This is a genomic window from Alteromonas sp. MmMcT2-2, assembly GCF_022348305.1.
GTDB classification, from domain to species: domain Bacteria; phylum Pseudomonadota; class Gammaproteobacteria; order Enterobacterales; family Alteromonadaceae; genus Alteromonas; species Alteromonas macleodii.
Map to the genome: position 1 here is coordinate 35847 of NZ_JAKRFA010000001.1, position 26764 is coordinate 62610.

General features: G+C 45.8%; 23 protein-coding genes. 10 read left to right on the forward strand and 13 right to left on the reverse strand.

Features of this window, described 5'->3' with window-relative positions; translation table 11 throughout:
* Window positions 1-135 precede the first annotated feature (135 nt).
* Together MHM99_RS00160 and MHM99_RS00165 are read left to right on the forward strand one after the other, a co-directional pair.
* Window positions 136-1200: an agmatine deiminase family protein gene (locus tag MHM99_RS00160; RefSeq protein ID WP_239217662.1), complete on the forward strand. Its 1065-nt coding sequence runs from the start codon at window positions 136-138 to the stop codon at window positions 1198-1200.
* Window positions 1187-2080 (forward strand): carbon-nitrogen hydrolase, encoded by an 894-nt coding sequence (locus MHM99_RS00165; protein ID WP_039229281.1) that lies wholly within the window; start codon window positions 1187-1189, stop codon window positions 2078-2080. The genes MHM99_RS00160 and MHM99_RS00165 overlap by 14 nt, the downstream gene beginning before the upstream one ends.
* Before the next feature lie 144 nt (window positions 2081-2224).
* On the opposite strand, the gene pdeM is transcribed toward MHM99_RS00165, so the two are convergent.
* Together pdeM and MHM99_RS00175 are read right to left on the reverse strand one after the other, a co-directional pair.
* Window positions 2225-2929: a ligase-associated DNA damage response endonuclease PdeM gene (gene pdeM, locus MHM99_RS00170; RefSeq protein WP_156078942.1), complete on the reverse strand. Its 705-nt coding sequence runs from the start codon at window positions 2927-2929 to the stop codon at window positions 2225-2227.
* A 184-nt stretch (window positions 2930-3113) separates the two neighbouring features.
* A complete protein-coding gene (locus MHM99_RS00175) occupies window positions 3114-5747 on the reverse strand; it encodes a ligase-associated DNA damage response DEXH box helicase (RefSeq protein WP_239217664.1) in 2634 nt (877 codons plus the stop codon).
* 223 nt (window positions 5748-5970) lie between these two features.
* Here MHM99_RS00175 and MHM99_RS00180 point away from each other — a divergent pair, with 223 nt between their 5' ends.
* From MHM99_RS00180 to yeiP, 5 genes are all read left to right on the forward strand, one after another.
* On the forward strand, window positions 5971-7149 hold the full coding sequence (locus MHM99_RS00180; RefSeq protein ID WP_187446915.1) for a DUF418 domain-containing protein: 1179 nt from the start codon (window positions 5971-5973) through the stop codon (window positions 7147-7149).
* Window positions 7150-7288: 139 nt separating this feature from the next.
* A complete protein-coding gene (locus MHM99_RS00185; protein ID WP_239217666.1) occupies window positions 7289-8230 on the forward strand; it encodes a transporter substrate-binding domain-containing protein in 942 nt (313 codons plus the stop codon).
* Between the two features lie 274 nt (window positions 8231-8504).
* Entirely contained in the window at window positions 8505-9521 is a 1017-nt protein-coding gene (locus MHM99_RS00190; RefSeq protein WP_039229360.1) for a ligase-associated DNA damage response exonuclease, read from the forward strand.
* A complete protein-coding gene (locus MHM99_RS00195) occupies window positions 9521-11206 on the forward strand; it encodes a cisplatin damage response ATP-dependent DNA ligase (RefSeq protein WP_239217668.1) in 1686 nt (561 codons plus the stop codon). Before MHM99_RS00190 ends, MHM99_RS00195 begins: the two co-directional genes overlap by 1 nt.
* Before the next feature lie 102 nt (window positions 11207-11308).
* Window positions 11309-11884, forward strand: coding sequence for an elongation factor P-like protein YeiP (gene yeiP / locus MHM99_RS00200; RefSeq protein ID WP_014951071.1), 576 nt, complete (start codon window positions 11309-11311; stop codon window positions 11882-11884).
* 101 nt (window positions 11885-11985) lie between these two features.
* Here yeiP and MHM99_RS00205 read toward each other — a convergent pair whose 3' ends face one another.
* On the reverse strand, window positions 11986-12954 hold the full coding sequence (locus tag MHM99_RS00205) for a carbohydrate kinase (protein WP_239217670.1): 969 nt from the start codon (window positions 12952-12954) through the stop codon (window positions 11986-11988).
* Window positions 12955-13239: 285 nt separating this feature from the next.
* Between MHM99_RS00205 and MHM99_RS00210 the strand changes: the two genes are divergently transcribed.
* Window positions 13240-14412 carry an ROK family transcriptional regulator gene (locus tag MHM99_RS00210; protein WP_014951073.1) on the forward strand — a complete coding sequence of 391 codons (1173 nt, stop codon included), beginning with the start codon at window positions 13240-13242 and terminating at the stop codon, window positions 14410-14412.
* Between the two features lie 48 nt (window positions 14413-14460).
* Window positions 14461-15348 (forward strand): homocysteine S-methyltransferase family protein, encoded by an 888-nt coding sequence (locus MHM99_RS00215; protein WP_239217672.1) that lies wholly within the window; start codon window positions 14461-14463, stop codon window positions 15346-15348.
* 290 nt (window positions 15349-15638) lie between these two features.
* Here MHM99_RS00215 and MHM99_RS00220 read toward each other — a convergent pair whose 3' ends face one another.
* The 5 genes from MHM99_RS00220 to ubiG all read right to left on the reverse strand — a co-directional run bounded on the left by MHM99_RS00220 (window position 15639) and on the right by ubiG (window position 20100).
* The gene (locus MHM99_RS00220; protein WP_014951077.1) at window positions 15639-16298 is read right to left on the reverse strand and encodes a glutathione S-transferase N-terminal domain-containing protein; all 660 of its coding nucleotides are present in this window, start codon (window positions 16296-16298) and stop codon (window positions 15639-15641) included.
* Window positions 16298-16906, reverse strand: a complete 609-nt coding sequence (locus MHM99_RS00225; RefSeq protein ID WP_014951078.1) for a glutathione S-transferase family protein — start codon at window positions 16904-16906, stop codon at window positions 16298-16300. Before MHM99_RS00225 ends, MHM99_RS00220 begins: the two co-directional genes overlap by 1 nt.
* A gap of 189 nt (window positions 16907-17095) precedes the next feature.
* Window positions 17096-18109, reverse strand: a complete 1014-nt coding sequence (locus MHM99_RS00230) for a lipase chaperone family protein (RefSeq protein ID WP_239217674.1) — start codon at window positions 18107-18109, stop codon at window positions 17096-17098.
* Window positions 18109-19098 (reverse strand): triacylglycerol lipase, encoded by a 990-nt coding sequence (locus MHM99_RS00235; protein WP_222936448.1) that lies wholly within the window; start codon window positions 19096-19098, stop codon window positions 18109-18111. The genes MHM99_RS00230 and MHM99_RS00235 overlap by 1 nt, the downstream gene beginning before the upstream one ends.
* A 249-nt stretch (window positions 19099-19347) precedes the next feature.
* Window positions 19348-20100 (reverse strand): bifunctional 2-polyprenyl-6-hydroxyphenol methylase/3-demethylubiquinol 3-O-methyltransferase UbiG, encoded by a 753-nt coding sequence (gene ubiG / locus MHM99_RS00240; protein ID WP_168532734.1) that lies wholly within the window; start codon window positions 20098-20100, stop codon window positions 19348-19350.
* Between the two features lie 164 nt (window positions 20101-20264).
* Here ubiG and MHM99_RS00245 point away from each other — a divergent pair, with 164 nt between their 5' ends.
* A complete protein-coding gene (locus tag MHM99_RS00245; protein WP_014951082.1) occupies window positions 20265-20624 on the forward strand; it encodes a DUF2237 domain-containing protein in 360 nt (119 codons plus the stop codon).
* Between the two features lie 84 nt (window positions 20625-20708).
* Here MHM99_RS00245 and MHM99_RS00250 read toward each other — a convergent pair whose 3' ends face one another.
* From MHM99_RS00250 to hemH, 5 genes are all read right to left on the reverse strand, one after another.
* Window positions 20709-22139, reverse strand: coding sequence for an aldehyde dehydrogenase family protein (locus MHM99_RS00250; protein ID WP_239217676.1), 1431 nt, complete (start codon window positions 22137-22139; stop codon window positions 20709-20711).
* Window positions 22140-22171: 32 nt separating this feature from the next.
* Window positions 22172-23812, reverse strand: coding sequence for an acetolactate synthase large subunit (locus tag MHM99_RS00255; protein ID WP_239217678.1), 1641 nt, complete (start codon window positions 23810-23812; stop codon window positions 22172-22174).
* A gap of 151 nt (window positions 23813-23963) precedes the next feature.
* On the reverse strand, window positions 23964-24848 hold the full coding sequence (locus tag MHM99_RS00260) for an intradiol ring-cleavage dioxygenase (RefSeq protein ID WP_239217680.1): 885 nt from the start codon (window positions 24846-24848) through the stop codon (window positions 23964-23966).
* A 142-nt stretch (window positions 24849-24990) separates the two neighbouring features.
* Window positions 24991-25392 (reverse strand): DUF4112 domain-containing protein, encoded by a 402-nt coding sequence (locus MHM99_RS00265; protein WP_014977648.1) that lies wholly within the window; start codon window positions 25390-25392, stop codon window positions 24991-24993.
* Window positions 25393-25485: 93 nt separating this feature from the next.
* A complete protein-coding gene (gene hemH, locus MHM99_RS00270) occupies window positions 25486-26565 on the reverse strand; it encodes a ferrochelatase (RefSeq protein WP_239217682.1) in 1080 nt (359 codons plus the stop codon).
* Window positions 26566-26764 lie beyond the last annotated feature (199 nt).

Sequence of the window (26764 nt, forward strand, 5' to 3'; positions counted from 1 at the left end):
TTTCTGTCATTTCAGTTTTCCTTATGGCTTAAAGTAATCGTCACCGCCAATTAATTTCATCGCCATTTGCCTTGGTCTCATGCTGAGGCATGGCTATAATCCGAACCCTATTTCGTAGCTATTTGGAATTTTACTATGCACGGCAACCGTACTATGGCGCCTGAATGGCATAACATTGATGCTGTTATGTTAGCGTGGCCTCATGCGCAAACCGACTGGGCTCCATGGTTAGAAGACGCGAGAGCGACGTATCTAAACGTGATTGCTGCAGTAAACCGCAACGATGCGGGTGTGATTTTATTATGTGCGCCGAGTGACGTAGACGATCTTAATTCTCGTTTACCAGAGAACGCTCGAGTGCTTATTGTTCCTGCCTCATTTAACGACACATGGATGCGCGACTACGGCTTCATCACTTGTAAAGACAGTGAAGGCAATGGCTCGCCGGTAGAATTTCGCTTTAACGGTTGGGGCAATAAGTTTAACGCCGCTGAAGATAATCTGGCGAATCAGCGTTATCTTGCCAGCATGTGTAAATCTGTACTTCGCAGCAGCCCAATTGTGGCAGAAGGTGGCGCGCTGGAAATTGATGAAGACGGACACCTATTAAGTACTGCCCAGTGTTTACTTAACCCTGAGCGTAATGGTGATATGTCGCTAAGCGCTTACGAAGATGCATTTAAAGATATGTTAGGCTGCAGCAAAGTTACTATTTTGCAGCATGGTCATTTAGAAGGCGATGATACTGACGGTCACATCGACACATTAGTGCGTTTCACGCCGAACAAAGGCCTAGTGATCCAGGCGTGTAACAACCGTCCTAATGACAGTCACTTTGAAGGGTTGAAAGCGTTGTGCGACGAGTGCGCCCTTGAGCTGCCTGAGCATGAACAGTTTCATCTGCCGCTGCCTAATATTGTAAATGACGAAGGGGACCGCCTGCCGGCATCGTACGCAAATTACTTAATTTGTAACAACGCAATATTATTGCCTGTTTACGGTGAAGAGGAAGACGCAGAAGCCATTGAGACTGTACAAAGAGCACATCCCAATCATATTGTTGAACCAATCGATTGCAGTGTACTCGTAAGACAATACGGCAGCTTGCATTGCATTTCCATGCAGGTTCCCAGAAATACATTAAAAGATTCGATTATCACCACCTTAAAGAAAGGAGTGTCATTACATGCGCCCAGCTAAGCTAAAAGTGGGTCTGGTACAACAGGCCGTTGCCGATAACGATAAAGCAACGAACTGGAATAAAAGTGCCGAGCAAATTGCCAAATTAGCCGCTGAAGGATGCGAGTGTATTTTGCTTCAAGAACTACACAGCACCCTGTATTTTTGCCAGCAAGAAGATACTGACGCCTTTGATTTGGCTGAACCAATTCCTGGACCTGCGACAGAATTTTTTGGTGAACTAGCCGAAAAACACAATATCGTGTTGGTGACATCTTTATTTGAAAAGCGCGGTTCAGGTTTGTATCACAACACCGCAGTCGTGTTCGACCGCAGTAAAGAAATTGCGGGCAAATATCGTAAAATGCATATTCCTGATGACCCAGGCTTTTACGAGAAGTTTTACTTCACACCGGGCGATATGGGCTTCACGCCTATTGAAACCAGCGTAGGTAAACTTGGCGTATTGGTGTGTTGGGACCAGTGGTATCCAGAAGCGGCGCGCCTAATGGCGATGGCAGGTGCGGACTTGTTGTTCTACCCTACCGCAATCGGCTGGGATTTAACTGACACAGAAGAAGAACGTACCCGTCAGCATGGTGCATGGGAAACCATTCAGCGCTCTCACGCTGTGGCAAACTCAGTACCGGTTATCGTGGCAAACCGCACTGGATTTGAAGCGTCACCTGTTGAAGGTGATCCAGGTATTCAGTTCTGGGGACAAAGCTTTGTAGCAGGCCCGCAAGGTGAGATTTTGGCCAAAGCCGAAGCTGAAGGTGAAACCACGCTAACCGTAGAGCTTGATATGGAACGTACCGAACAGGTGAAGCGCATTTGGCCTTACTTCCGCGACCGCCGCATAGACGCCTACGACGAACTAACCAAGCGCTGGCGCGACTAACCCGAATAATGGGGTCAGAGTACATTATTTGAAACAATGGGGTCAGTGTACATTTTCCGAGACAAATCTATGTCACAAAATGTACTCTGACCCCTTTTTTAATTCTGCCGCGGTGGAAATGTACTCTGACCCCATTTTGGTGGTTCATACTTTAAATATAATGTTGTCGTAGAGCATGAATACCTGTCGTGAGCGTTTAGGCAGAAGCGTTAGCATTACCTCTTCATCTATATCTAGCCCACCAGTGAACTGACCAAAGGCTGGCATCACAAATACATTTTCGTTGTTAGTAAAGCATTTGCCTGAGTAACGGCGGCGAGTAATGGTTGTGCGCTTTTTGGGGTGATAATGGCCAATAACCTGAGCACGAGTTTCACTCGTTTCTACTTCGTGTCTAAATACTATATTATCTAACACTATTTCAAAACACGGCGTACCCGGTATGCCGTCGGGTAAATCTGGGTCATGATTACCTTCTACCCACATCCACTCGTTCACACTATCAACTAATCTGCATAAGTGCTGACGGTCCTCAGTGGTCATGCGCGACATGCTGTGTTTATCGTGAAAGCTGTCACCTAAGCTGATAACTCGCAGTGGCTTGTAATCTTCGATGATACTTTCTAACCGCGTTAACGTGGCAGTGGAATCTAAACTCGGCAGCGGGTTCGCATAACTGCGTAAATAACTGCCTTTTTCTAAGTGGAGATCAGACACTATAAGCCAATCGCATGCGGGTAAATACGTCACACCGCGCGCGTCTAACAGCCACAAGTAGTCTGCATATTTTGTAATAGTGATGTGGCGCTGGCTTACTTTTTCGGTTAGCCAAGCATCGCTTATTGCCAAAATTTCCTCTTTTGCTCTTCGTTTGTGAGTTTTTATTATCGGTTTGAAACCGCTCGTTAATTTTGCGGGACTACGCTTCAAGCTTCCGCATTCTGACCGCTCTTGTTAGTTGAGCAAGGTGTCAGGCGTGAAGTACATCGCCAAGGTATTAAAGCGAAGCCTACAGGTCGTGTTTATCTTCACGTTATTCAACGCTAGCCCCCGATAACAATGCACGAACTTCATCTAACATGGTTTCAGCTTCTGCATATAAATTAGCTTGCTCGATGATCGCCTGTGCGCCAGCGCCTTTCACTTGTTCACTACGCACATCCAGCACTATTGGAATGGCCATGGGCGACGGCTTTTCAAGATTCACTAATATCGCTGAATCTACGTAGCGAATAAGTAAATTAGCGAGTCGCCGTAAATCAAGTAGCTCACGTTCTGCATCGGCCCGCGCTACTTTAAGTAAGATATGGTCGCGGTCGTGTTCACGCAACGTATCGTAAATAAGGTCCGTGGAGAACGTGACCTGCTTCATGGTTTTTTGGCTGGCGTGATAGCGCTGTTCAGTGAGCCCACTCACCACCGCCACTTGCCTGAACGAGCGCTTAAGCATAGGTGCCTGCAACATCCAGTCTTCTAACTCGTCCCCTAAAATATCCGGCTGAAATAGGTGCTGCAGCTGCCCTTGTGTGATGGCGTTTACTGATGCTACCGATAATCCGTAATCGGTCACGCTGAAGCTTAACGGCTGAATGCCCATTTTTTCCATTCGTCGCGTTAGCAACATACCTAAGGTTTGGTTCGCTTTGCGTCCGTCGAAGGTGTAGTACAAGGTATAGTGCGCCTGTCTAAACGGAAATTGTTCTACAAGCACGTTGTCAGGACTAGGCAATTGAGAAAACGCCTGTTGAAGTTTAAGCCACTCTTGTACCTGTGCAGGCAGTGCTCTCCATGATTTCTGAGTAGCCAAAATTGCCCGTACCCCTTCCGCCAAGTAAGTAGATAGCGGCATTTGACCACCCGCGTAGCTTGGTATTTTCGGCTCTTTTGCTTTTGCAGGCTTAGCGTGCAGCTGCATATCGCGAATAGCCTCAAAACGCAATACTTCTCCTGCAAAATAGAAGGTGTCTCCGGGCGTTAACTGCTGAGCGAAATACTCTTCTACTTCACCAATTATCTTGCCCTGATTTCCTCTTCGTATACGCTTTACTTTAAGCCGACCCGCTTCAACGATTGTGCCGATATTTTGTCTGTGCCGTTGAATAACCCGCCGATTCGCTGGCGAGTAAGTGCCATCGTCGTTTTTTGTGAGGCGTTGATATCTCTCATACGCATTAAGCGCACTGCCGCCGTCTTGAGTAAACTGCCACAGCTTATCGAAATCATCTCTATCCAACCCTTGATATGGCGTGGCGGTAAGTATCTCTTGATACAAGGTATCTGGGCTATCAGCCCTACTACACAAGCAGTTCAATATAAATTGCGGGACAATGTCCAGTGCCCCTGGCTGTGGGCTTGCCCCGTCTAGCTCCCCTTTTTCAATAGCGGAGATCGCCGCCTGACATTCCAGCGCTTCAAAACGGTTTGCCGGTACGAGCAACGCTTCACTTGGCTCGTCGAGCCTGTGGTTTGCTCGCCCTATCCTTTGCAGCAGCCTGCTTACACCTTTAGGTGCGCCAACTTGTATGACCTTGTCTACATCACCCCAGTCGATTCCTAACTCCAAGGCCGACGTACATACAATTGCCCTCAGCATGCCGCTTGCCATCATGGCTTCGGTCTTACGACGCTGCTCTTTGCTCAAGCTGCCGTGATAAAGGGCAATGGGTAGCGCAGCCTTGTTTGCCTCCCACAGCATTTGAAACAACAGCTCTGACTGAGCTCGCGTATTCACAAAAACCAGTGTGGTTTTGGCGTTTTCAATGGCCTGGTAAATATCATCGATGGCGTAGCGAGCCATAAAGCCGCCAAAAGGCATGCGCGCTTTAGAGTGCAGCATTTCCACCTTAGGTTTTTCACCCGCTTTCACTTTTACAATATTAGCTACACCGTCACTGCCAGCCAGCCACGCATCTAGCGTTTCGGGAAAAGCGACGGTGGCTGATAAGCCAATACGCTTACAATGCGGTGATAGAACGCTTAACCGCGCGAGGGCGAGTGAAAGAAAGTCTCCGCGCTTGTTGGCCATTAAACTGTGTGTTTCGTCGATGATCACGCGTTTAAGCTTGCCAAAAAGCTTATCTGCATCGGCGTAGCTCAACATCAGCATGAGCGACTCTGGTGTGGTAAGCAGGATGTTTGGCGGCTTTTTCCGTTGACGCTGGCGCTTGTGTGAGGGCGTATCGCCTGTGCGTGTTTCTGCCGTTATCGGCAGCGCCATTTCTTCAATGGGCTGTAACAAATTTCGATGAATATCTTGCGTGAGTGCTTTCAGCGGCGATATGTAAAGGGTATGTAGGCCGTTGAACCCATCCTTTTCTTTTCCTTTTGTTGCCTGTTTGTTTATTGCTTTTATTTCTGCTTGTTCACTGGTTCCGGTCTTCTTAACAAGCTCCTGGTTTTCCGAAATCTCATCAAGTTCACTCGTACCGAATGCCTCAGCAAGCTCGCTCATACCAAATGTCTCTGCAAGTTCGCTCATACCAAATGTCTCTGCAAGTTCGACTAGGCTAGGTAAAAAGCCAGAGAGGGTTTTGCCAGCGCCGGTTGGCGCAATCAATAATGTACAGTCATGCTGGTCTTTCTCCACCAGCATGGTGTGTTGATAATCGCGTAGTTGCCAGCCTTTTTGTTCAAACCAATGGGCAAAGACTGAAGGAAGTGAAGTCATTGATGGTTCTTGTTAATACTTTTAGCACTTATACGGCAAAACCTTGGTTAGGTTTACTTGTCACGCCTTACGATAGATGCACAATGTAATCATCCTCAGCGCGTTTAATGTTTAGATACATTTTTCACTTCGACCTTATGCATTTTCTTAGCGTAAACTTCAGCGCAGAGTTTTTGACCTTCTTATGTTTCACGAATTAGCGATTTTCTTACAAGGACCGTACATGCGAATTCATTCAATAGACGCCGTTAGAGGTTTAGCCATTCTTGGCATCTTATTCATGAACATTACGTTTCACCAAAACGGTTACGCTAACTATGCATTTTTTGAAGAGCCGCTATTATCAGACACGGTTATTTCACTTTTTAATACGCTGTTTTTGGATGGACGATTTCGCTCTCTGTTCTGCTTGTTGTTTGGTGCAGGTCTGGCAATTCAATTTGAGGCCTGTGAAAAGCGCGGACAACATTTCCTAGATTTCTCACAAGCCAGACTCAAGTGGCTGTTTGTATTTGGGCTACTGCATGGCGTATTTATTTTCAGCGGCGACATCTTGCTTTATTACAGCCTGTGCGCATTTTTTATTTTAAAACACTTCACGCTCCCTCAAGATGAACTCAAAAAGAAAAGTATTCATTACCTTATTGTGGGAAGCGCAATTATGTTAGTTGGTGGGCTCATCATGGCGTTTGTGTTCGACATGGGGGCTGAACTGGCAACACGACCCAGTGAAACATTTAACGAAGAAGTGGCCTTGTGGCAAAGCGGCTACTTAACGCAGCTTGGTATTCAAGCATCGTTTATGCTGTCTACGGTTATTGTCGCGCCATTCACTATGCTGTGGCAGTCTATGGGGCTTATGATGTTTGGCGCTTATTTGTATAGGGCAGGCTTTTTCAATCACGGCTTCTCGTCACTGATATTTAAGAAGTTAGTATTGGTTGCTATCGTCACATCCATCATTACTGCACTTCCGCAATTTTTATTCGAACAGGTAACATTAGATGTGATCCCCATGTTCACTAGCATTCCAGCCATTTTCTGTGCTTTGGTATACGCTCACCTATTGATAAATATAAGACATACTGCGGCGTGGTGGTATCAGTCGCTTATAAACTGCGGCAAAGTTGCGTTCACCCTCTACTTAACCCAATCAATAGCACTCGCTGTACTATTTCGCATCGTCATGCCCGCTTATTTTCCAAACTTTATTTACAGCGTAACGTTGCTTGATTTGCTTCTTGTCACCATCGCCTTCACCGCAGTACAAGTTATTTTGGCGAACGGCATTACTAAGCACTTCAACCAAGGTCCCTTTGAAGCCCTATGGCGAAAAATGTATTTGCGCAGTTTTCACAAAAAGCAAAAATTGAAACAGGACGAAGTAGAGCAGCTCACCTAACGCCATATCGCTTGCATCTTGAAAATTGTGTGTATACTGAACGGTAAACGCGACCTAAATAAGCAGGCCTGCTAAGCTTTACTCAATGTTAAAGGTTAGCAGGCCAATGGCTTTTCCTTAGCCATTGAGGTAAATAGGCATGATACAAAATCGACGTCGAGTAAGGCTATTTTCAATAGTAGCGGTGATGATAATTTGGCACCTTTTCTGTCAACAAGTTTTTGGAAGTGTGTTGGACAGTGCGCAAACATCACAGCTCGCCCCTAGCAGTTACGAAGTTAAGATAGTCGAAAGTAGTGAACTCGACTATGCCTCTCATGCCTATTACTCTGCATTACTTAAATTAGCGCTCAGCAAAACAGAAGACCCTATTAAACCAACATATCTTGTAGAGAGTAGCGGCAATTTGGTTCAAGAACGCGTTCTGCGCCAACTAAACCAAGAAGGGGGAGTTGACGTGTTTTGGACAGTGACGTCAAAACTGCGTGAACAGCAAGCCATTCCGGTGCGGGTTCCTCTATTGAACGGAATCATGGGCTATCGCGTCTCTTTGATCCGCCAAAATACTCTACATGAGTTTAACAATGTTCGTAGCGCGCCTGATCTAAAGCGGTTTGTTGCAGGTCAAGGTCACGACTGGCCCGATTTTCAGATTCTAGAGCACAACGGATTTACTGCGTTAGGAACCAGTAATTACGACATTATCATTGAGCTTTTAAAGGCTGGTAGAATTGATTACTTTCCACGTGCGGCTCATGAGGCGGTGGTAGAGGCGAAATCGCTAAACGACCCAGACATTATCATAGAGCCTTCAGTTTTATTGTATTATCCGTCTTACATGTTTTTCTTCGTTTCACAATCGAAACCTGAATTAGCGCAGCGCATAGAACGGGGATTAAATATTGCTCGACAAGACGGAAGCTTCGCCGCGTTATTTGAAAAGTACATTAATTTTAAAGATATTGAAAAAGCGCTGAAGCTTTCAGAGAGAACCGTACTCAAACTTAATAATCCACACCTCTCCGAAGCGACGCTAGAGGCAACAGCATCAGAAGCCCAACAATTTGAGGTTGTACAATAGGTAGCTCGAATAGCACGTTATAGAACTACAGCATCCTTATCAGTGTTACTTCTCATCAAGGAAAGTACTCCATTGATTCAACCACACATGTGATGTGAGAGACTTTTAAAGTGCCTCTTCCGAAGCTGTATCCAAGTCCATATCTACTGCGACAAACAAAGTGCTTAAGCGCTTAGCAGTTCGCAAAAATCCTAGACGAGCGAATATCAAATGGTCGATTTTAGGCATTCACTACGTAGTAAGAGCATTATTTATTTCGTGGAAATTATGTGTAGTGCATCCATCAACGTGGCTAAAAGCTGACGACACTGGCCTGTATTGCGAGCCAGGCCAGTTTTATATTGACCCTATGAATGAAGTGTCAACCGCACTTGTTACTCACGGCCACGCCGACCATGCGCGCGCCGGCCACCACAGTGTCTATGCCAGCGCAGAGACGCTAGCTATTATGAAAACCCGCTATGGCGATGATATGGCAACACACCAACACGCCATAACGCTAGGTAAGTCAGTGACATTTAATGACGTTGCGGTCACTTTTTTCCCCGCCGGGCATATTTTAGGCTCCACCCAGATTCTTATTGAATATGCAGGCTACCGCGTTGTGGTTTCTGGCGACTATAAACGCCGCCACGATCCTACCTGCCCGCCGTTTGAAGTTGTCCCTTGCGATGTATTGATTACCGAGGCCACTTTTGGCCTTCCTGTGTTTAAACATCCACCTATAGAGCACGAAATAGATAAGCTCCTTCACTCGTTACGTGTTTTTCCCGAACGATGCCACCTTGTTGGTGCGTATGCCCTAGGGAAATGCCAGAGGGTTATTTTAGCGCTACGTGAAGCGGGGTACGAAAAGCCCATCTACTTACATGGTGCGCAGCTAAAGCTATGCGATTTATATGAACAGCTTGGAATAAGTCTAGGCGCTTTAATTCCTGTATCCGACGTCGCAGATAAAAAAGCACTGGCAGGTGAGATTGTATTAGCGCCCCCCTCGGCATTGGCCGACAGGTGGTCGAGAAGCTTACCCAATGTGCGCCCTGTTATGGCGTCTGGCTGGATGCAAATTCGCGCCCGTGCGAAGCAAAGAAATGCCGAACTACCGCTTATTATTTCCGATCACTGCGATTGGCCAGAATTATTACAAACCATTGAAGAAGTGAATCCCAAAGAAGTATGGGTGACCCACGGTAGAGAGGACGCGTTAATGTATCAAGCTGAAAAAATGGGGTTCAAAGCTAGGGCATTATCGCTTGTCGGCTACGATGAAGAAGAGCAAGGAGGCGACTAATGAAAGCATTTAGTAATTTGCTTGAGCAACTTTATTACACGTCGGGAAACAAAGCCAAAGCGCAACTCATTGCTGATTACATTGCCAACACACCTGACCCTGATCGTGGCTGGGCTATAGCCGCTATGGCCGGTACGTTGCGATTCGATTTTTTTAAGCGTAACACTGTGAAAAAGCTCATTACCGAACACACTGACTCTGCGCTTTTTGCAATGAGCTACGATTATGTGGGAGAGGTTAGCGAAACCGTGGCGCATTTATGGCCTTACAGTGAACCTACGGATAATCTTCCAAGTCTTACTGAAGTCGTAGAAACCTTTGCGTCTGTGAGTAAACAGAAGGTGTCGGAAACGCTAGCCAACTACCTGACGATAATGACCCCTGCACAGCGCTGGGCTTTATTGAAACTTGGCACCCGCGGATTGCGCATAGGCGTGTCAGCTCGCTCCATTAAACAAATATTAGCCGATTATGGCAATAAAGATATCAAAGAAATTGAAACCCTGTGGCACGCGGTTACACCACCCTACACCGACATGCTTGCTTGGTTAGAAGGCAAAGCTGACAAACCTGACATTGAAAATGCAGTTACTTTCCACCCCGTGATGCTCTCCCATCCTATTGAGGACAGCGATATTGATGCTTTTAAGGAAAACACGTGGCAAATTGAAAACAAGTACGACGGTATTCGTGTTCAGCTTGCTGTTAAATCAGAGCCTATTGCCAGTAAATGCGCCACAAGAAAAGACCAGAACGATAACAAAGCAGGGCAAACAACAAATGAAGACACGCCGGATAAGGCGCTTTTCTCACGCACAGGAGATGACATTAGCCATTCTTTTCCCGACCTACTTGAAACGGTAAAAGGAAATATGGTGCTAGACGGTGAACTATTGGTTATTCATAACGTAAAAGGCGACGCTTATGACGCTATGGCTTCACAGCCGAATGTCGACACATTCAATGCACTTCAGCAACGCCTCAACAAGAAAAAGCCAAGTAAAGCACTGCAAGCGTCTTCACCTGTTGGACTTATTGTCTACGATGCCTTAGTGCTAGATGGCAAAGATTTAACTCAGAAAACGTTGAAGGAACGTCGCCAGGCGCTCCATGAATGGTTTAACCACAACAAATGCGAGCGATTATTTTTATCGGAAACCCTTTCTGCAAGCTCTCCTAAAAGCCTTCGTGAACTTCACGCCCACGTTTGTCAAAATCGCGCGGTGGAAGGGTTGATGATAAAGCGCTTAGATAGCAAGTACATCCCCGGCCGTCCCAAAGGGCAATGGTTCAAGTGGAAGCGCGACCCGCTGGTGGTTGATGCGGTAATGATGTACGCGCAGCGAGGGCACGGGAAACGATCGAGCTTCTATTCCGATTACACATTCGGTGCATGGGAAGACGACCAACTTCTGCCAATAGGAAAAGCATATTCTGGATTTACCGACGAAGAACTTAAGAAGCTAGACAACTGGGTACGGCGCAATGCAGTGGGACGCTTTGGCCCTGTGCGGGAGGTAAAGAAAGATCTGGTGTTAGAAGTGGCTTTCGACGCGGTTCATCCTTCTTCAAGACATAAATCGGGGGTAGCGCTGCGCTTCCCTCGCATTCGCCGTATTCGTTGGGATAAACCCGCCGCCGAAGCTGACACGCTAACCAACGTTAAAGCGTTAATCGAAAACTAACCACGTAAAAATACTTCCTAAGTAAGAAAAAATCGCTGAAAATGAAGTTTTACAGATGACCTCGGGCGGATTGCCTGAAGAGAACAAAAATAGGAAATCGCCATGCCTAAGGCTAGTGAAATCAAAAAGAATAACACCGTGGTATTTGACGGTAAGACCTGCATAGTTAGAGACATAGAACGTTCTGTACCCCAAGGTCGTGCAGGTGGCAGCATTTATCGCATGCGCATGTATGACGTCGTCACAGGTGCTAAGTACGACGAAACATTTAAAGACTCAGACACATTAGATATGGCTGATTTAATTCGTCGTCCGGCAATGTTTTCTTATGTTGATGGTGACGAATACATTTTCATGGATAAGGAAGACTACACGCCTTATCACTTGAACAAAGAAAGTATTGAAAATGAGGCGCTATTCATTAATGAAGACACCGACGGTATTCAGGTGGTTATCGTAAGTGAAGTGCCAGTAGCGTTAGATTTGCCAATGAGCGTAGAGCTTGAAGTTGTTGAGACAGACCCATCTATTAAAGGCGCCTCTGCTACGTCTCGAACCAAGCCTGCCACGCTTTCAACCGGACTGGTTGTACAGGTGCCTGAATACATCAGCACTGGCGAATGGATTAAGGTAAACACCGAGGAACGCAAGTTCCAAAGTAGAGCGGATAAGCACTAAGCAACCAATACATCAGCTGACGCCACCTTTGCCGGTGCGCAGCGATTGAAGAAAAAAGGGTTCATTTTGAACCCTTTTGTTTATCTTGAGATAATCGATACTTATTTAGCGATATTAGCCTGCGTTGGCAATGCGCTAAATGCACCATACTGCGTTACCGTGTAAGCACCACAGCGGATAGCAAATTCCGTAGCTTCGCTTACATTCTCGAAGTTCTCCGCCCACGCGTCGAAGTCATCAGCGCTTTTCACTTTTGTAGATAGGAAATATAAGAAGCCACCAATAAAAGAGTCACCCGCTGCCGTCGTGTCTTTTACATCCATTTTAGGTGACGCTAACGTGCCGCTGAAGGACTTGGTAATATAGTGAATGGGCTCACCACCATCAGTTACCAATACAACTTTAACGCCGCTATCAAGCCATTGCTGAACTTTTGTATCAGCATTTTCTTCGCCATATAGCTCTGCGAGTTCTTCTCGGCTAGCCTTTAAAACAGACACTTTCTTTGCAGCTTCATCTATACGTGACGGAGCATTCGCTGTGTGGTCCCAAAACGCTGGGCGATAGTTAATATCCAAACACACCATCATGCCGTTTTCCTTCGCCTTGTTCAGAATAAACTCGGTACCAGGAATAAGTTCAGGACCTGAAATAGAACCTGAACAAAAATGAAGCACTGTATTTTTATCACAATCTATCGTCGACAAATCTTGCTCTGAAATATGTTTATGCGCGGCATTATCAACATAAAAATCAAAAGAGCGTTCGCCGTCTGCATCCAAGTTTACAAATGCCAAAGCCGTATTACCTTCTTGTGTAGTCCACACGAAGTCAGTATTTACTTTGTAGTGCTCTAGCATTTCTTTAAGGAACGCGCCAAAAGTATCGTCACCTACTTTCGAGACCATCGCACTCTCACCACCTAGCTGAGCTACAGCGACTGCCACATTAGCAGGTGCACCACCCGCGTAGGGCTGGAAAGGTTTCATTGCTGGTATGTTGCCATCTTTGGGCGCAGCACCTTGGCTTAACATATCAATTAGCACTTCACCTAAACATAAAATCTTCATACCAGCCTCACTTAACAGAATTTAAAAATTGCAGCTTACCTATGCACAGTTCGCGCAAGGTTAACGAATCGTTAATTAATTGGGGCATAGTATTGTCGAAAGAATCAATTAAATCAACCCAATTGATTTAACCTTTTGCGCAAAAATCAACGGGTGTGATAGGGTTGACCTAGTACTGTCGAATAAAGTTATGTCTGAACAAGTACCTACACCATTTCTTAAATTTGATACACGGCTAGGTTGTTATTACACTCTAGCTTCTTAAAACGATAGATTGTAAATACATTGAATACTGAATCGGCCTTTCACCTGCCATCACAAAAAGCACCTACATTGCTTGATAGCCGCTCAGCGAATGAACGGGATATCCTTACCCTAATTCGCCAACGTTCTTCATTGCCTAAAGCTGAAATAGCACAGTTAACGGGGCTGTCTGCACAATCAGCGACAGTGATCATTAAAAAACTAGAGGCTGACGGCCTGGTAAGGCGACTAAAGCCAATCAAAGGCGGAGTAGGCCAGCCCAAGGTGCCGTTTGGTCTAAATGAAAACGGCGCGTTTGGTATAGGGCTGAAAGTAGGTCGACGAAGTTTCGATATGACGTTACTCGACTTGAAAGGCAATGTAAGAGCAACACTTCACGAGAAATTTGCCTACCCGACCGTAAGCAATCTGCTTACCTTTGCAAAACGTGCTTTCAATGTACTCATTAAAAATTTGGATACCGACCAACAGCGCCTAATCCGAGGTTTAGGCGTTGCTATGCCCTTCGAAATTTGGAGTTGGGCAGAAGAAGCCGGAGCCCCAAAAAATGAATTGGAAGAGTGGAGAGAGTTTAATCCACAGGCGGCGTTGGAAGATTTATTATCACTTCCTGTTTTTATAAAAAATGATGCTGGAGCAGCGTGCAGCGCAGAGATGTCTTTCGGTAATTCCCAAAACTACAATAGTTTTCTTTACATCTTTGTTGGCACATTCTTAGGTGGTGGCCTGGTACTCAATAACCAGTTAGTTAATGGAAAAACAGGCAACGCTGGGGCCATTGGCTCTTTACCTTTTTACAATGGCAGTACACAAAGCCAGCTAATAACCCAGTCTTCACTTTATTTGCTGGAAAGAAAGCTAAACGACGCTGGGCATAACGGTCAGCATATTTATGAATCGCCATCCCACTGGTCTTGTGACACGCGCTCAATAGAAGACTGGTTGAGCGAAACTGCCAGAGGATTGGCCTTTGCGACTCAATGTGCAATGAGCTTGTTAGACCTAGACGGCGTAATCATAGATGGCGCAATTCCTGATGATGTCAAAAACGCATTGGTCGCGCATACGCAAAGCGCGATGGAGACGCTTGATATGCGTGGCCTTGCTCAGGTACACATAAGCGAAGGTCTTGTAGGCAGAAAAGCGCAATCCATTGGAAGTGCAAACCTAGCCCTTCAGGCAAATTATTACTAATCATCTAACATCTCAAAAGGTTTGGCTTTGGGCAGCATGAAAGAAGGAATGCATGACATTTTAATTTTAGATGGCGGCATGGGGCGAGAGCTGAAAAAGACAGGTGCACCCTTTAAGCAGCCAGAGTGGTCAGCACTGGCACTAATGCAAACACCTGAATTAGTAGGTGATGTGCACAAACGTTTTCTTGAAGCCGGTGCCTGCGTTATTACCACTAACGCCTATGCGCTTGTACCTTTTCATATTGGGGAAAATACATTTAGGGAGCAGGCTTTTACTCTGGCGCAGAGTGCGGCCGAACTCGCTCGAGGCGCAGTAAACGCACTAAAGAGCGATGGTGGCAATAAGCGATTTGTCGCGGGTAGCGTTCCTCCGGCTTTTGGTTCTTACCGCCCAGATTTATTTGATGCAACCCGTGTAGCCGACATTCTCACCCCGCTTATTAAAGCCCAGGAGCCCTATGTTGATGTTTGGTTGATTGAAACTGCAAGTTCGGTAGAAGAAGCTGAAGCCGTGGTATCACTTATAAAACAGCACTCTTCACTGCCTTTATGGCTGTCATTCTCCGTTAGTAATCGAGAAACATCTAACGAGCCTGTGACATTGCGCTCTGGTGAGCCGCTAAGTGAGATAGCGTCAATATTGAGCGAAGTACAAAGCGTACTTTTCAATTGCTCGCAGCCGGAAGAGATGGAAGACGCTATTTCAATAACGCGAAGTTTAAATACTTCGATTAATATTGGCGCTTATGCAAATAGCTTTTCTGAGAGAAAACGTACACACGCGGCCAACGCGCTACTTTCCGAAATACGTGACGATATAACCCCCGCCCGCTATGTTGAATACGTTAAGACTTGGGTAGCTGCTGGCGCAACTATCATCGGGGGCTGCTGTGGTATCGGCCCTGAACATATTAAAGCCATCAGCGACGTTTAAACAGCAATTCAACGAATGTCAGTTTCGATTCACTTAGCCACTGACTACCGCCTCGTTCAAAGTGCCCCGCTCAATTCGCTATCGATGTAATGATTTTGGCACGCTGATATCCATTGTTCGACAAGGACTGGCCTTGGCCTACGTGCCTGACTTCATAGCAAAAAGCCATAACCTTACTAGCGTCGATGTATTAGGTTATGACTTTTATCATACGGAGCACTTCGAACTTGTTTACAAACCTAGCATGGCATCGGGATGGCTCAACCGGTTTGTCGACTCAGTTAAAAGCGCTATTTCGTAACAACATTTTTAGCCCCTTTGATCAGTGCTTCTCTGTCAATTTTATTCGGGACTTCCACTCCACGCCGTGCGGCTGGCCTCGCTTCAATACTGTTTTTCCAACGGGTTAAGTTGTCTAACCCTTCTATGCTTACACCAGACCATTCATAGGTACGCACCCAACACCAGTTCGCCATGTCAGCAATACTGTAGTCGTCGACCAAATACTCTCGATTTTCTAGCCTCCCATCTAGCACGGTGAATAGGCGACGTACTTCGTTTTGATAACGTGCTATCGCCACCGGAATTTTTTCTTCTAAGTAACGGTGGAACACATTAGCTTGGCCCATCATTGGGCCTATGCCTCCCATCTGAAACATGACCCACTGTAAAACCTGGCTTTTGCGCTTTGCGTCGGAGGGTAAAAACATACCGCTTTTTTCTGCGAGATAAATCATGATAGCGCCAGACTCAAACACGATGTGACCGTCGGCTTCTCTATCCACAATTACCGGAATACGGCCATTGGGGTTCATTGCCAAAAATTCAGGAGTTTTCTGCTCTCCCTTCATCAGGTTTACGGCATGGGCGGTGTATTCAAGCCCCATTTCTTCAAGCGCTACCGACGCTTTCCAACCGTTCGGTGTGGCTGCGGTGTATAAATCGATCATTAGGCTTTTGCACTCTCTCTGTTACTTACCGCCTCATACCAGCGCGCCAGATTGACATGCTCGTCAGTCATACGAATTTTTACCACACGGGCGAAATCCATAGCGCATAACGCAGTTATATCGGCAATAGAAAAGGTATCCCCAGCAATAAACTCTTTAACACCAAGTCGACGCTCTAAAATGTTCAAATATTTCGACGCATTAATACCCGCTTCCTTACCGAATTCAGGAACCGGCGTCATACGATCCTTAAAGTAGCCTGTAGTATGTTGAAAACACATACCAATTTGCATCATAAACGCGAACTCTACTTGTCGTTGCCACATAGAAATAGTCGCTTTTTCAACGGGCGTTGTTCCCATTAGCGGTGGCTCTGGCTGCAGTGCTTCAAAATACGTACAAATGGCATCGGTTTCGGCAATACAGGTGCCGTCATCAAGCTCTAAAATAGGTATCTTTCCCAGCGGGTTCTTCGCGCGCATTTCCGCAGTTAGATTTTCCCCCTTTTGAATGTCGACCTGAACGTAGTCAACGTCAATGCCCTTCTCAGCCAAAAACATTCGTACTCGACGTGGGTTGGGCGCAGTCTTCGTTTCGTAGATTTTCATAATGATGATTACGGGCCTTATGGTGATTAGTCAGGAATTGTAATAACCCAAGATTAGTAACTGTGCAGTACGCTTTCAAATCACTCTGTATATGACTCATACTATTCAGCGCCTTTATGGTTATACCTCTGTATTTTTCGCAAATAATTAACCAGTTGCAGGTCTTGAACCAGCTCTATCTAAATGCTGCTACAGCGCTGTGAGTACTTTAAGACGCTTTATTTCATTGTCAGTAAAATGGGCAGATTGATACTCTTGCAGTGCTTTTTCTATTGCGTTTGAATCAAGAGATTGCTGAACCAAGTTATCGCGGAATGTTTTGTATTCGGCAATTCTGTTTTGCCACTGAGCTTGTTGTGCCCATGTTTTGGAAAAGCGTTCTGCAACTTCGCTACCAAATTCAGCCGCCACTGCGTTATAGCGATCGTTAATAGTGCTGTGGTTGTTTTTTATTTCGTTTATTCGATGCATATTAAGCGTGGGCTGGAAGGCTTCACGTTCGGCAGAGTTTCCCGCTTTAATTGACTCGACGATAAGGGCCTTTCTCTCGTCTCTGGATAAGGTGTTTTCTTGGGCAACACTTAAACGTGCTAGCGCCGCCTCATCTACCTGCGCTTCTTGACTAAACAGATAGTGGTATTCAGTATTATTAAAGTAAGTTCGCCTAATTTCCTCTCGCTCATCTAGCTTAAACGACACATCCTGCAAGCTGTGACTGGCAAGGTCGACGTCCAATTCAACCAAAGACAGCGCCACTTTGTAATCGACATACCGGGCAAATAAGTCGATTGCGTCACCTTGCGTGATGAGTGTGAATACTCCGTGAGCATGGGTTGTGTAGGCAAGTTTCACTGCTTGCGGCACTTCTGAGGAGCGTGTAAATACGAAGCGATCGAAAGCGTCTTTGGTTGAGTAATTGAGTTCAAAGGGAATGAGATCAGCTTTTGTACGATCAGCTGCAATATCAGTGTCACTATCCCGATGACTACCTACATCAGTTACTTGATGTACTGCACCGCCTCCTTCTAACTCATATTCTCCGGCTTTCGCTTGTGCACCTGAGGATGAGCGTTGACTGAAAACCTCTGAACTAGAGGTTTGGGATTCAGACGCTAACTGGTTGTAAAGAATAGCACCGAATACTAAGAGGGCGAGCAGCCCTCCTAGTATTGGAAAAATACGGCGTAATTGACGCTTCTCCACTACAGTCCTAAGCCTTTCAGTCGGTTAGCCTGACGAACAAACACGTCAACTGGGTCGGTTTCAAACCAGTGCGTTATGCCAAAGCTCTGGTTGACTTCATCAAGATGGTTCATTTTATAGTTGTCTTTAAGTACTTTGCCTAAATGAGAACTACAGGTCGATACTAGCCCATCGTTTGGCTCTTTGAATGCGGTGCCAGTAATAGCTAAGAATGGGTCAACTACATCAAGTGCATTGGTGTAAGTTCTGCCTCCGCTCCACGAGAAATAGTACACGCCATTTTCAGCCAACATTTTTCCATCGTTGCGGCAGTAGGCAGTAGGCATCCCTTCTGGATATTTTTGATTGAAAGCAACAGAGCCAGACGTAGACAATGAATTAAGCGCAGCGATTGAATCTGTAGGTTTGTCTCGCGGATCTGACCCAGAGGCAATCTCGATGATATTGGCGAACGCATTAACTACAACGCCCGCAGCACCCTCGCCCACTGAACCTTCAGAAAAAGCGTCTCGTAGTTCATCTGCCACTTTGCTTCCCCAGTTTACGCCGGCAACTGAACTTACCGAAGCAACCTTATCTGGGGCAACGCTTGCGGCGTAACGTGCCGTTGGACCACCGTGACTGTGTCCAATTAAATTCACTTTGTCAGCTCCTGATAGCGCCAGAACTTCATCAATGTAATCGAGTAACTGTTCACCGCGGACTTCGGTCGAGTTTGCTGGTGAGACCTCTGCGATATAGACAACAGCGCCGTTTCGGCTAAGTTTGTGCGGTACCTTATAGAAATAATCAACAAATAAGATATCTTCGAAACCAAACAGACCGTGAACTAATACAATAGGGTGTTTTGTTTTTGCGTAGGTGCCAGCGTTGGCTTGGCCAGACAAGCCTAATGTCATACTGAACAAAGCTAATATCACGGCGAATTTACCGAACCATGGATTTGTAGAGCGTATTCTTGTAGAGCGTAAGTGGTTATGTAATGTCATCGAGTTTTTCCCATAATTATGGTTATATGTGGCCTGTGGTCAGACCTTTGTTATAATTATGTAAACAAGATGTAAAGATCAACCTTTGTATGAAATCTTTAACAAAGGCTTTTACTGTGTATAGGTAAATTCTCGACGGAGTTAGTTACTATTAGTCAGTTAATTCATAAAGATAGCGTCAGGCATGAAGTATGTTAACTCATACCATTTGCACTAAACATACAGGGAATAAATAATACTTATAGTTGCTTATTTATGTTTGGAATATGCTTGAACGTAGTTTACGGCCAGGCTCGAAGTGGTTAGCCACTCTCCGTTAAGTGGGTTTAGCCTCATACCGACCTGATACTTAAGGGTAAACTCATTTCCAATCCAGCATTTTAATTCGCTGGGCTTAACAAATTTCTTCCAGTCATGGGTTCCTATTGGTAAGTAGCGCATTACGTATTCCGCTCCCACGATGGCAACAACATAACTTTTCAGCGTGCGGTTCAGCGTCGCCAAAATCAGCAGGCCACCCGGCTTAACCAAACTTGCGCACTCGCGCATAAGCTGCTGCTGGTCAGGCACGTGCTCAACAACTTCGGCGTTAATTACCACATCATATTGCCGACCTTCTTCTACTACCTCGCTTGAGAGTTTATGCTGATAGTCTACCTTTACTCCTGTATTTTGAGCATGGCGCTTTGCCACTTCTACGCTCACCGCACTGGCATCTATTCCCGTAACTTGAGCGCCTAATTTTGCTAGCGGTTCGCTTATTAGCCCACCGCCACTGCCAATATCTATCACTGATAAGGCGGAATAATCGGGAGGCAAGTTGCCCTGACCGAAATGATTTTCTATTTGTGCTTTTATAACGTTTAGTCTTGCCCGATTAAAATCCAGCGCGGTTTTGTATTTGCCTTCTGGGTCCCACCAAGAGTCAGCCAGCGCATCGAAGCGCGCAATCTCTTGTTCAGAAAAGTTACTGTCGCCTGTTTTTTTGCTTTTATCGAGCACGATTTTTTACCTTAAAACGTAGTTACCGTAGTGCTTATTGTTGACCCTTGTCGAGCAGGGTCATAAGGTGGATAGATAAGGTTCTATTCATCCTAAATTCGCTACTTGGCGATTTGAATAAGACATACCTATTAAACCATACGTTGTAAAAGAGGGTTCTGATTTTGGCGAACGCAAAAAATGTTTATGGACGCCCACTCCAGCTATGCTGTGGAAATACTGGATTTACGCGAGAAGGGTTTTGCTATGTACCAGACGCTGATGTGGGTAATCACAGCGTATGCGCGGTTGTCACTGACGAATTTCTTCAGTTTTCGCTACGACAAGGCAACGACCTCATCACGCCGTGGCCTAGTATGACATTTCCTGGCCTGTTAGCAGGCGACAGATGGTGTTTGTGTGCCGCTCGCTGGCTACAAGCCTATGAGGCAGGTGTAGCGCCGAAAGTACGCTTGGAAGCCACACATGAAAAAGCGTTAGACATTATTCCACTTTCACTGCTAGAAGAGTACGCGGCAGATTAATCTAAACCTGCCGCCTCGCCCTCGAATGCTTATATTCGCACTATTGCGCGAACATTGCTTGATTGAGCAGTGAAACTCAATCTACTACTGAGGAGTACGAATTACCATAAGGCGAGTCTCAGACATATCTTCAATCGCATAGCGAATACCTTCGCGACCTAAGCCTGAGTCCTTCACGCCACCATAGGGCATGTTGTCCATCCGCCAGCTAGGTACATCTCCAATGACCACACCACCAACGTCAAGCACGTCCCATGCTTTGTGCGCTTTGTATATATCGCGGGTAAACACACCTGCTTGAAGTCCGTAGCGGCTGTTGTTTACTTCTTCAAGCGCTTCGTCATAGTCATCGAATGGCACCAGAATAGATAGAGGGCCAAACGCTTCTTCGGCACTGGCATCACAATCCTTTGGTACATTTTCCATTACCGTAGCCTCAAGCATGGCGCCGTCTCGCGTTCCGCCGCATAGAATGGTGGCACCTTTCTCTTTTGCTTCTTCAACCCAGCCGTGAAGGCGCTCTGCTTCGCCTTCTGAGATCATAGGGCCAATAAAGGTGTCTTCATTAGACGGGTCGCCAGACACTAACGCTTTCACTTTTTCCACATAGCGCGACTTAAACTCATCGTATATTTTGCTATGCACTAAAAGGCGCTGAACACTTATACAACTTTGCCCTGATTGATAATAAGCTCCGACAATTACCCGGTCGATGGCGTCTTCAATATCGGCATCTTCATCAACTACGCATGCGGCGTTACCGCCAAGCTCCAATACCACCGGCTTCTTTCCTGCTTTTGCTTTAAGCGCCCAGCCCACATCAGGTGAACCTGTGAAGCTAAGCAGTTTTAGTCTTTCATCAGTAGTGAATAAGTCAGCGCCGTCGCGGCTACAAGGTAGAATAGAAAACGCGCCTTTGGGTAAGTCAGTTTCAGCTAATACCTCGCCGATAATGAGCGCACCAATAGGGGTTCGCGAGGCAGGCTTAAGTACAAAGGTACAGCCTGCTGCGATTGCAGGAGCCACCTTGTGCGCAGCCAAATTTAGAGGAAAATTAAACGGCGATATAAATGAACATGGACCTATAGGGACCTTCTTGGTCATGCCCTGATAACCTTTGGCACGCGCCGAGATTTCTAAATTCACCACCTCGCCGTTAATACGCACTGATTCTTCTGCCGCTATTTTGAAGGTATCGATAAGGCGGCTGACTTCGCCCTTAGCGTCTTTAATTGGCTTACCAGCCTCTATACAAAGCGCTTGTGCCAACTCATCGGCTCTTTCGGTAAAGCGCTTCACACAGTGCTCTAGCACCGCTTGTCTTTCGAAAGGAGCCATGGCGGCCATCGCAGGCTGCGCTTCTTCTGCTGCAGCAATGGCCTTATCGATGGTATCCGCATCGGCCATCGCCACCTTGGTTGCTACCTCTCCGGTGTATTTATTAGTCACGTCCAAGTCGGTATTGGCATAATGCGGCTCACTCGCTAAATAATAGGGATAGCTTTCCTTCAACATTTTTTACTCCTTACCTTTCTGTTACGTTTGGCTTAAAGCTTGGCGCTAAGCTCTTTAATCGTATGATTTAGTGTTTTGTCATTCATACTGTAATCAACTGGACAATCGATAATATGTACGCCTTTTGTGTTCAAACACTTATCAACTAAGTGAATAAGTACATCCACGTCGTCAACTCTCCAGCCCTGTGCGCCGTAACTTTGTGCGTATTTAACAAAGTTGGGGTTGCCATAATCTAAACCAAACTCATCGAACTGCATGTTTGCTTGTTTCCACTTGATCATTCCGTACGCATCGTCGCGCAAGATGATCACCACAAGGTCAAGCTTAAGCCTAACGGCAGTCTCAATTTCTTGGCTATTCATCATAAAGCCGCCATCGCCGCATACGCTTACCACAGGGACATCAGGCTTCACTAGTTTGGCTGCTATAGCTGATGGCAAACCGGCTCCCATTGAAGCCAGTGCGTTGTCTAAAAGCAGGGTATTCGGATGATATGCGGGGTAATTTCGGGCAAACCATATTTTATATACGCCGTTGTCTAACGTAACAATGCCGTTATCAGGCATAACTTTACGAATATCGCGTACAAGACGTTCTGGTAAGATAGGGAATCGATTATCGTCTTCTGCTTCAGCACGGTGATCTACATAGGCTTGATGCACATCTTTGTAGAAGTCGAGTTTCCAACTGTCTTGGGGAGTGATGCCTTCTTTTATTTGCCAGATGCTGTTAGCAATATCTCCAACGACTTCGAGTTGCGGGAAGTAAACAGGGTCTACGGCAGCCGAATCAAAGTTGACATGAATCACTTTTTTATCGTTGTGATGCATGAAGAACGGTGGCTTTTCTACCACATCGTGGCCTACGTTGATAATAAGATCGGCACGCTCTATTGCCCTGTGTACAAAGTCACCGTCAGACAGAGCAGTGTTCCCTGCAAAGCGCGGGTCGCTTTCGTTTAGTACCCCTTTGCCCATTTGGGTGGTAACAAATGGAATGCAGGTTTTATCAACAAACTCCCTGAGCATTTTCGCTGTTAGCTTTCTGTTTGCTCCGGCGCCAATCAATAACAAAGGTGACTGGGCTTCTTCAATCATGGTAATCGCAGCAGCAATTGCTTTGTATTCGGCGATAGGTCGACGGGCCATGCTAGGTGTTAGTATTTGGGCACTGGTTTGTTCTGCGGCAATGTCTTCTGGCAGTTCAATGTGTACAGCGCCCGGGCGCTCTTCATGGGCTAGACGAAATGCCTCTCGCACAGTAGAAGGAATTCTATCGCCACTCACAATCTGGTTGGTGAATTTAGTGATCGGCCGCATCATGTCAACGATGTCGATAACTTGAAAGCGACCTTGTTTGCTGGTTTTGATCGGCTTTTGCCCGGTAATCATCAACATTGGCATAGCGCCGAGTTGAGCATAAGCCGCGGGAGTAACTAGATTAGTGGCCCCAGGTCCTAAGGTCGAAAGGCACACTCCCACTTTTCCGGTAAGCCTGCCGTAAGTAGCAGCCATAAAACCAGCACCTTGCTCGTGACGCGTCAGCACCAGTTTAATAGAGGACTCGCGCAACGACTCAAGTAAGTCGAGGTTTTCTTCACCTGGGATACCAAAGACGTATTCCACGCCTTCTGCTTCTAACGCTTTAACAAATAAATCGGACGCTTTCATGTGCTGCACGCTCCTTGTAATTTGAGCAGAAAATAAAGTTCTTATTAGTTGTGCTACGAAACAATGCTGCGAATGGGTTTACTGTGCGTAATAAAATGCCCGTTGCTAACGGGCATGTTAAAAAATAGTGTATAGGAGAGAAAAAGGAAGTCTAATCACTGATTATTATGCGCTTGTATGCGAGCAAAGAACCATCTTCGTTTTGTGACACACTAAATGTATATTCTTTGTAGTCACTGCCAAACACTGTATCTTGCCCCAGCAACGTGTCTGGCTCACCCCGGTGACTGTAGTCGGGATGATTGGTACAAATGTCCTGGCAAAAGCTATCGGAAAAGCCAAATTGAGAAACCAATTGATCAGTATTGTTGCGACGTATACGAAAATGGATGTGGATAGCTCGGCTGCTGTACCAGCCGGGAAAACAGCTTTTTAGGTTTATTCTTCCGCTAGCATCTGTCACCGCAATACCTCTGAACCACTTCGCACTTAATGCATCCACTTCATTTCCCGTGCAAAATGCCGAGTTAAATCCGCTGGCATCGGCACTATCACTGGTATCTCCTGAATAAACGCCATCTACATCGCAATGCCATACTTCAATTTCATAACCCGATAGGGGATTACACGCTTCATTAATTAACTGAAGACACAACATCATCGGCAAACCTGTTTGCTCATATGAGATGTCGTCAAGATAGTCACTTTGAAAATAGCACGGGCCTTCCGTTTGAGAACCTGTGAGAGCCACACTGCATACAGAAGCAGTGTCAAATAAACTATCGTCTGGAAAGTCTGACGTCATAGCTGACGTGCCACCGCTTGCCCAACCGTCAAAATCTTCTTCAGGTTCGGCATTTGAATCGGTGTCGTTATTGGAAGATGAGGAGTTAGATGCTGTGGAACTTGTAGAGGTGGAATTAGAACCTCCACAACCCCACAACCCGATAGCAATAGGAGCCAATGTAAGCCCCACCGCTGTTTTCATAAAGCGGCGTCGCTTGAGCGGCTTTTCCGTTAATTTTTTTGATATCATCGTGCGTTGCCCTTGGTTGTCTTTGCAAAAAAGACATTTAGCTAAAGGACAAGGTTCTCTTATTTACTCAAGCTTTACGTAGCTTTACACAGTAAATAAGCAAAGTGAAAAAAGCGCAGGTATTTGGGTAACTAAACCTAGGTTATTCAGCACTCCATTCGGATAGTGCCTTCTGTGTTACTTTATCTACCTCATGTTTATTTTCGCTTATCCACCAGCGCTCCATAATACGGACATTTTTCTGATTGGCTTTATAGAATATATCCACAATGTCGCCAACAAATGGAATAAAACCTAAGCCAAAGTCGATTGCTGAGTTTTTTACCATTTGAGCTATTAGCGCTTTGGGCATACCCAATGATTTTCCCAGCCAAACTATTCGAAGTGAAACGAAGAGCATCAGCGCGTCACCGGCTCCTGGGATAAGGCCCACGATTGAATCCAAGCCTATTCTTATTGGGATAAAAGGGAGCTTTACAGCAGTATCCAGCAAGTTCGCCAGTTTTTGCGCTTTAAGTAGTGCCTTTGGTGCTTTGCCTTCCACGACCTTATCTCCCTTTCAATATAATAAATGCGCCACCAAGGGTGATTTCCCTATTGGTTTTCCTCGAAACGTTTACTGTCAGCTTTTCAAACGCTACTTTTCAGCGCCTAACGCTCTTGCTAAGCCTGCGCGCAAACCGTTGTCCGACTGTACTGTCCACCCATGCAGGTTTTCTTGCACTATGTCAAAAAGCACGTCTATATGTTCTTTGTCACTGTTAAGTGCCGCGATGTATTCATAGCGCTCACCACCAGCTTCCATAAAGTACTCGCGATTCTCTTCACCAATTTCTTCAATAGTTTCCAAGCAATCGGCTGAGAAGCCAGGGCACATAACCTGAATAGATTTCACCCCTTTTTCAGGTAAAGACTTTAACGTTTCATCTGTATACGGTTTCAACCACTCTTCTCGACCAAAACGAGATTGGAAGGTTGTCATATATTCGTCATGTGAAAGGCCAAGTTTCTCGGCAAGCAAGCGCGACGTTTTGTGGCACTCGCAGTGATAGGGGTCACCATTCATTAAATAGCGCTTAGGAATACCGTGGTAAGACAAAATAAGCTTGTCCGCTCTTCCATGGGTTTCCCAATGCGCTTTTACTTTGTTCGCCAGCGCGGTGATGAAATTATCGCGGTCGTGATAGTGATTAACGAAGCGAAGTTCTGGGAGCCAACGGCGAGAGGTGAAATCCTTAGCGATAGCATCAAATGTGGAGCCAGTTGTCGACGCGCTGTATTGAGGGTAAAGCGGTAAAACGACGAGTTTGCGTACGCCTTTTTCCAACATGGACTCGATGGTATCACCAATGGCGGGCTTGCCGTAGCGCATGGCAAAATCAACAATTACGTCATCGCTATATTGGGCTTTACAGCGTTCAGCAATAGCTGATGCTTGCGCTTTAGTAATAGCCATAAGTGGAGAGCCTTCTTCCGTCCATACGGTGGAATAAGCCTCAGCAGAACGCTTAGGGCGAAAGTTTAAAATGATACCATTTAATACAAACCACCAAATCGCTTTAGGCACTTCCACAACCCGCGGGTCAGAAAGAAACTCTTTCAAATAAGGGCGTAACGCCTGCTTAGTTGGCGCTTCCGGTGTCCCCAAATTCGTTACCAGTACGCCAATTTTATCTGGTTGCCCGTGAGTAAAACCTTTGTTCGATTTGTATTTCATGTATTCATAGTCCGAGAAGTACTGCGCTATATCCGTATTATACTGAATTACCTTAGATTATGATCTGCTATAACGCCAAAAAAGTGCGATTGCGTTAATAGATTTTGGACATTAAAAAAGCGACAGGTGTTCGAAAATACTTTTCAAAAACACATGCCGCTTTTTTAGTTTGCTGCCACATTAAGCGTATGGCAGCACG

Excerpts from the sequence above, each read along its gene's own strand:
- MHM99_RS00160 (WP_239217662.1), top strand. The coding sequence starts at position 136 with ATGCACGGCAACCGTACTATGGCGCCTGAATGGCATAACATTGATGCT.
- MHM99_RS00165 (WP_039229281.1), top strand. The coding sequence starts at position 1,187 with ATGCGCCCAGCTAAGCTAAAAGTGGGTCTGGTACAACAGGCCGTTGCC.
- MHM99_RS00175 (WP_239217664.1), bottom strand. The coding sequence starts at position 5,747 with ATGACTTCACTTCCTTCAGTCTTTGCCCATTGGTTTGAACAAAAAGGC.
- MHM99_RS00180 (WP_187446915.1), top strand. The coding sequence starts at position 5,971 with ATGCGAATTCATTCAATAGACGCCGTTAGAGGTTTAGCCATTCTTGGC.
- MHM99_RS00185 (WP_239217666.1), top strand. The coding sequence starts at position 7,289 with ATGATACAAAATCGACGTCGAGTAAGGCTATTTTCAATAGTAGCGGTG.
- MHM99_RS00195 (WP_239217668.1), top strand. The coding sequence starts at position 9,521 with ATGAAAGCATTTAGTAATTTGCTTGAGCAACTTTATTACACGTCGGGA.
- yeiP (WP_014951071.1), top strand. The coding sequence starts at position 11,309 with ATGCCTAAGGCTAGTGAAATCAAAAAGAATAACACCGTGGTATTTGAC.
- MHM99_RS00205 (WP_239217670.1), bottom strand. The coding sequence starts at position 12,954 with ATGAAGATTTTATGTTTAGGTGAAGTGCTAATTGATATGTTAAGCCAA.
- MHM99_RS00215 (WP_239217672.1), top strand. The coding sequence starts at position 14,461 with ATGCATGACATTTTAATTTTAGATGGCGGCATGGGGCGAGAGCTGAAA.
- MHM99_RS00220 (WP_014951077.1), bottom strand. The coding sequence starts at position 16,298 with ATGATCGATTTATACACCGCAGCCACACCGAACGGTTGGAAAGCGTCG.
- MHM99_RS00225 (WP_014951078.1), bottom strand. The coding sequence starts at position 16,906 with ATGAAAATCTACGAAACGAAGACTGCGCCCAACCCACGTCGAGTACGA.
- MHM99_RS00235 (WP_222936448.1), bottom strand. The coding sequence starts at position 19,098 with ATGACATTACATAACCACTTACGCTCTACAAGAATACGCTCTACAAAT.
- MHM99_RS00250 (WP_239217676.1), bottom strand. The coding sequence starts at position 22,139 with ATGTTGAAGGAAAGCTATCCCTATTATTTAGCGAGTGAGCCGCATTAT.
- MHM99_RS00255 (WP_239217678.1), bottom strand. The coding sequence starts at position 23,812 with ATGAAAGCGTCCGATTTATTTGTTAAAGCGTTAGAAGCAGAAGGCGTG.
- MHM99_RS00260 (WP_239217680.1), bottom strand. The coding sequence starts at position 24,848 with ATGATATCAAAAAAATTAACGGAAAAGCCGCTCAAGCGACGCCGCTTT.
- hemH (WP_239217682.1), bottom strand. The coding sequence starts at position 26,565 with ATGAAATACAAATCGAACAAAGGTTTTACTCACGGGCAACCAGATAAA.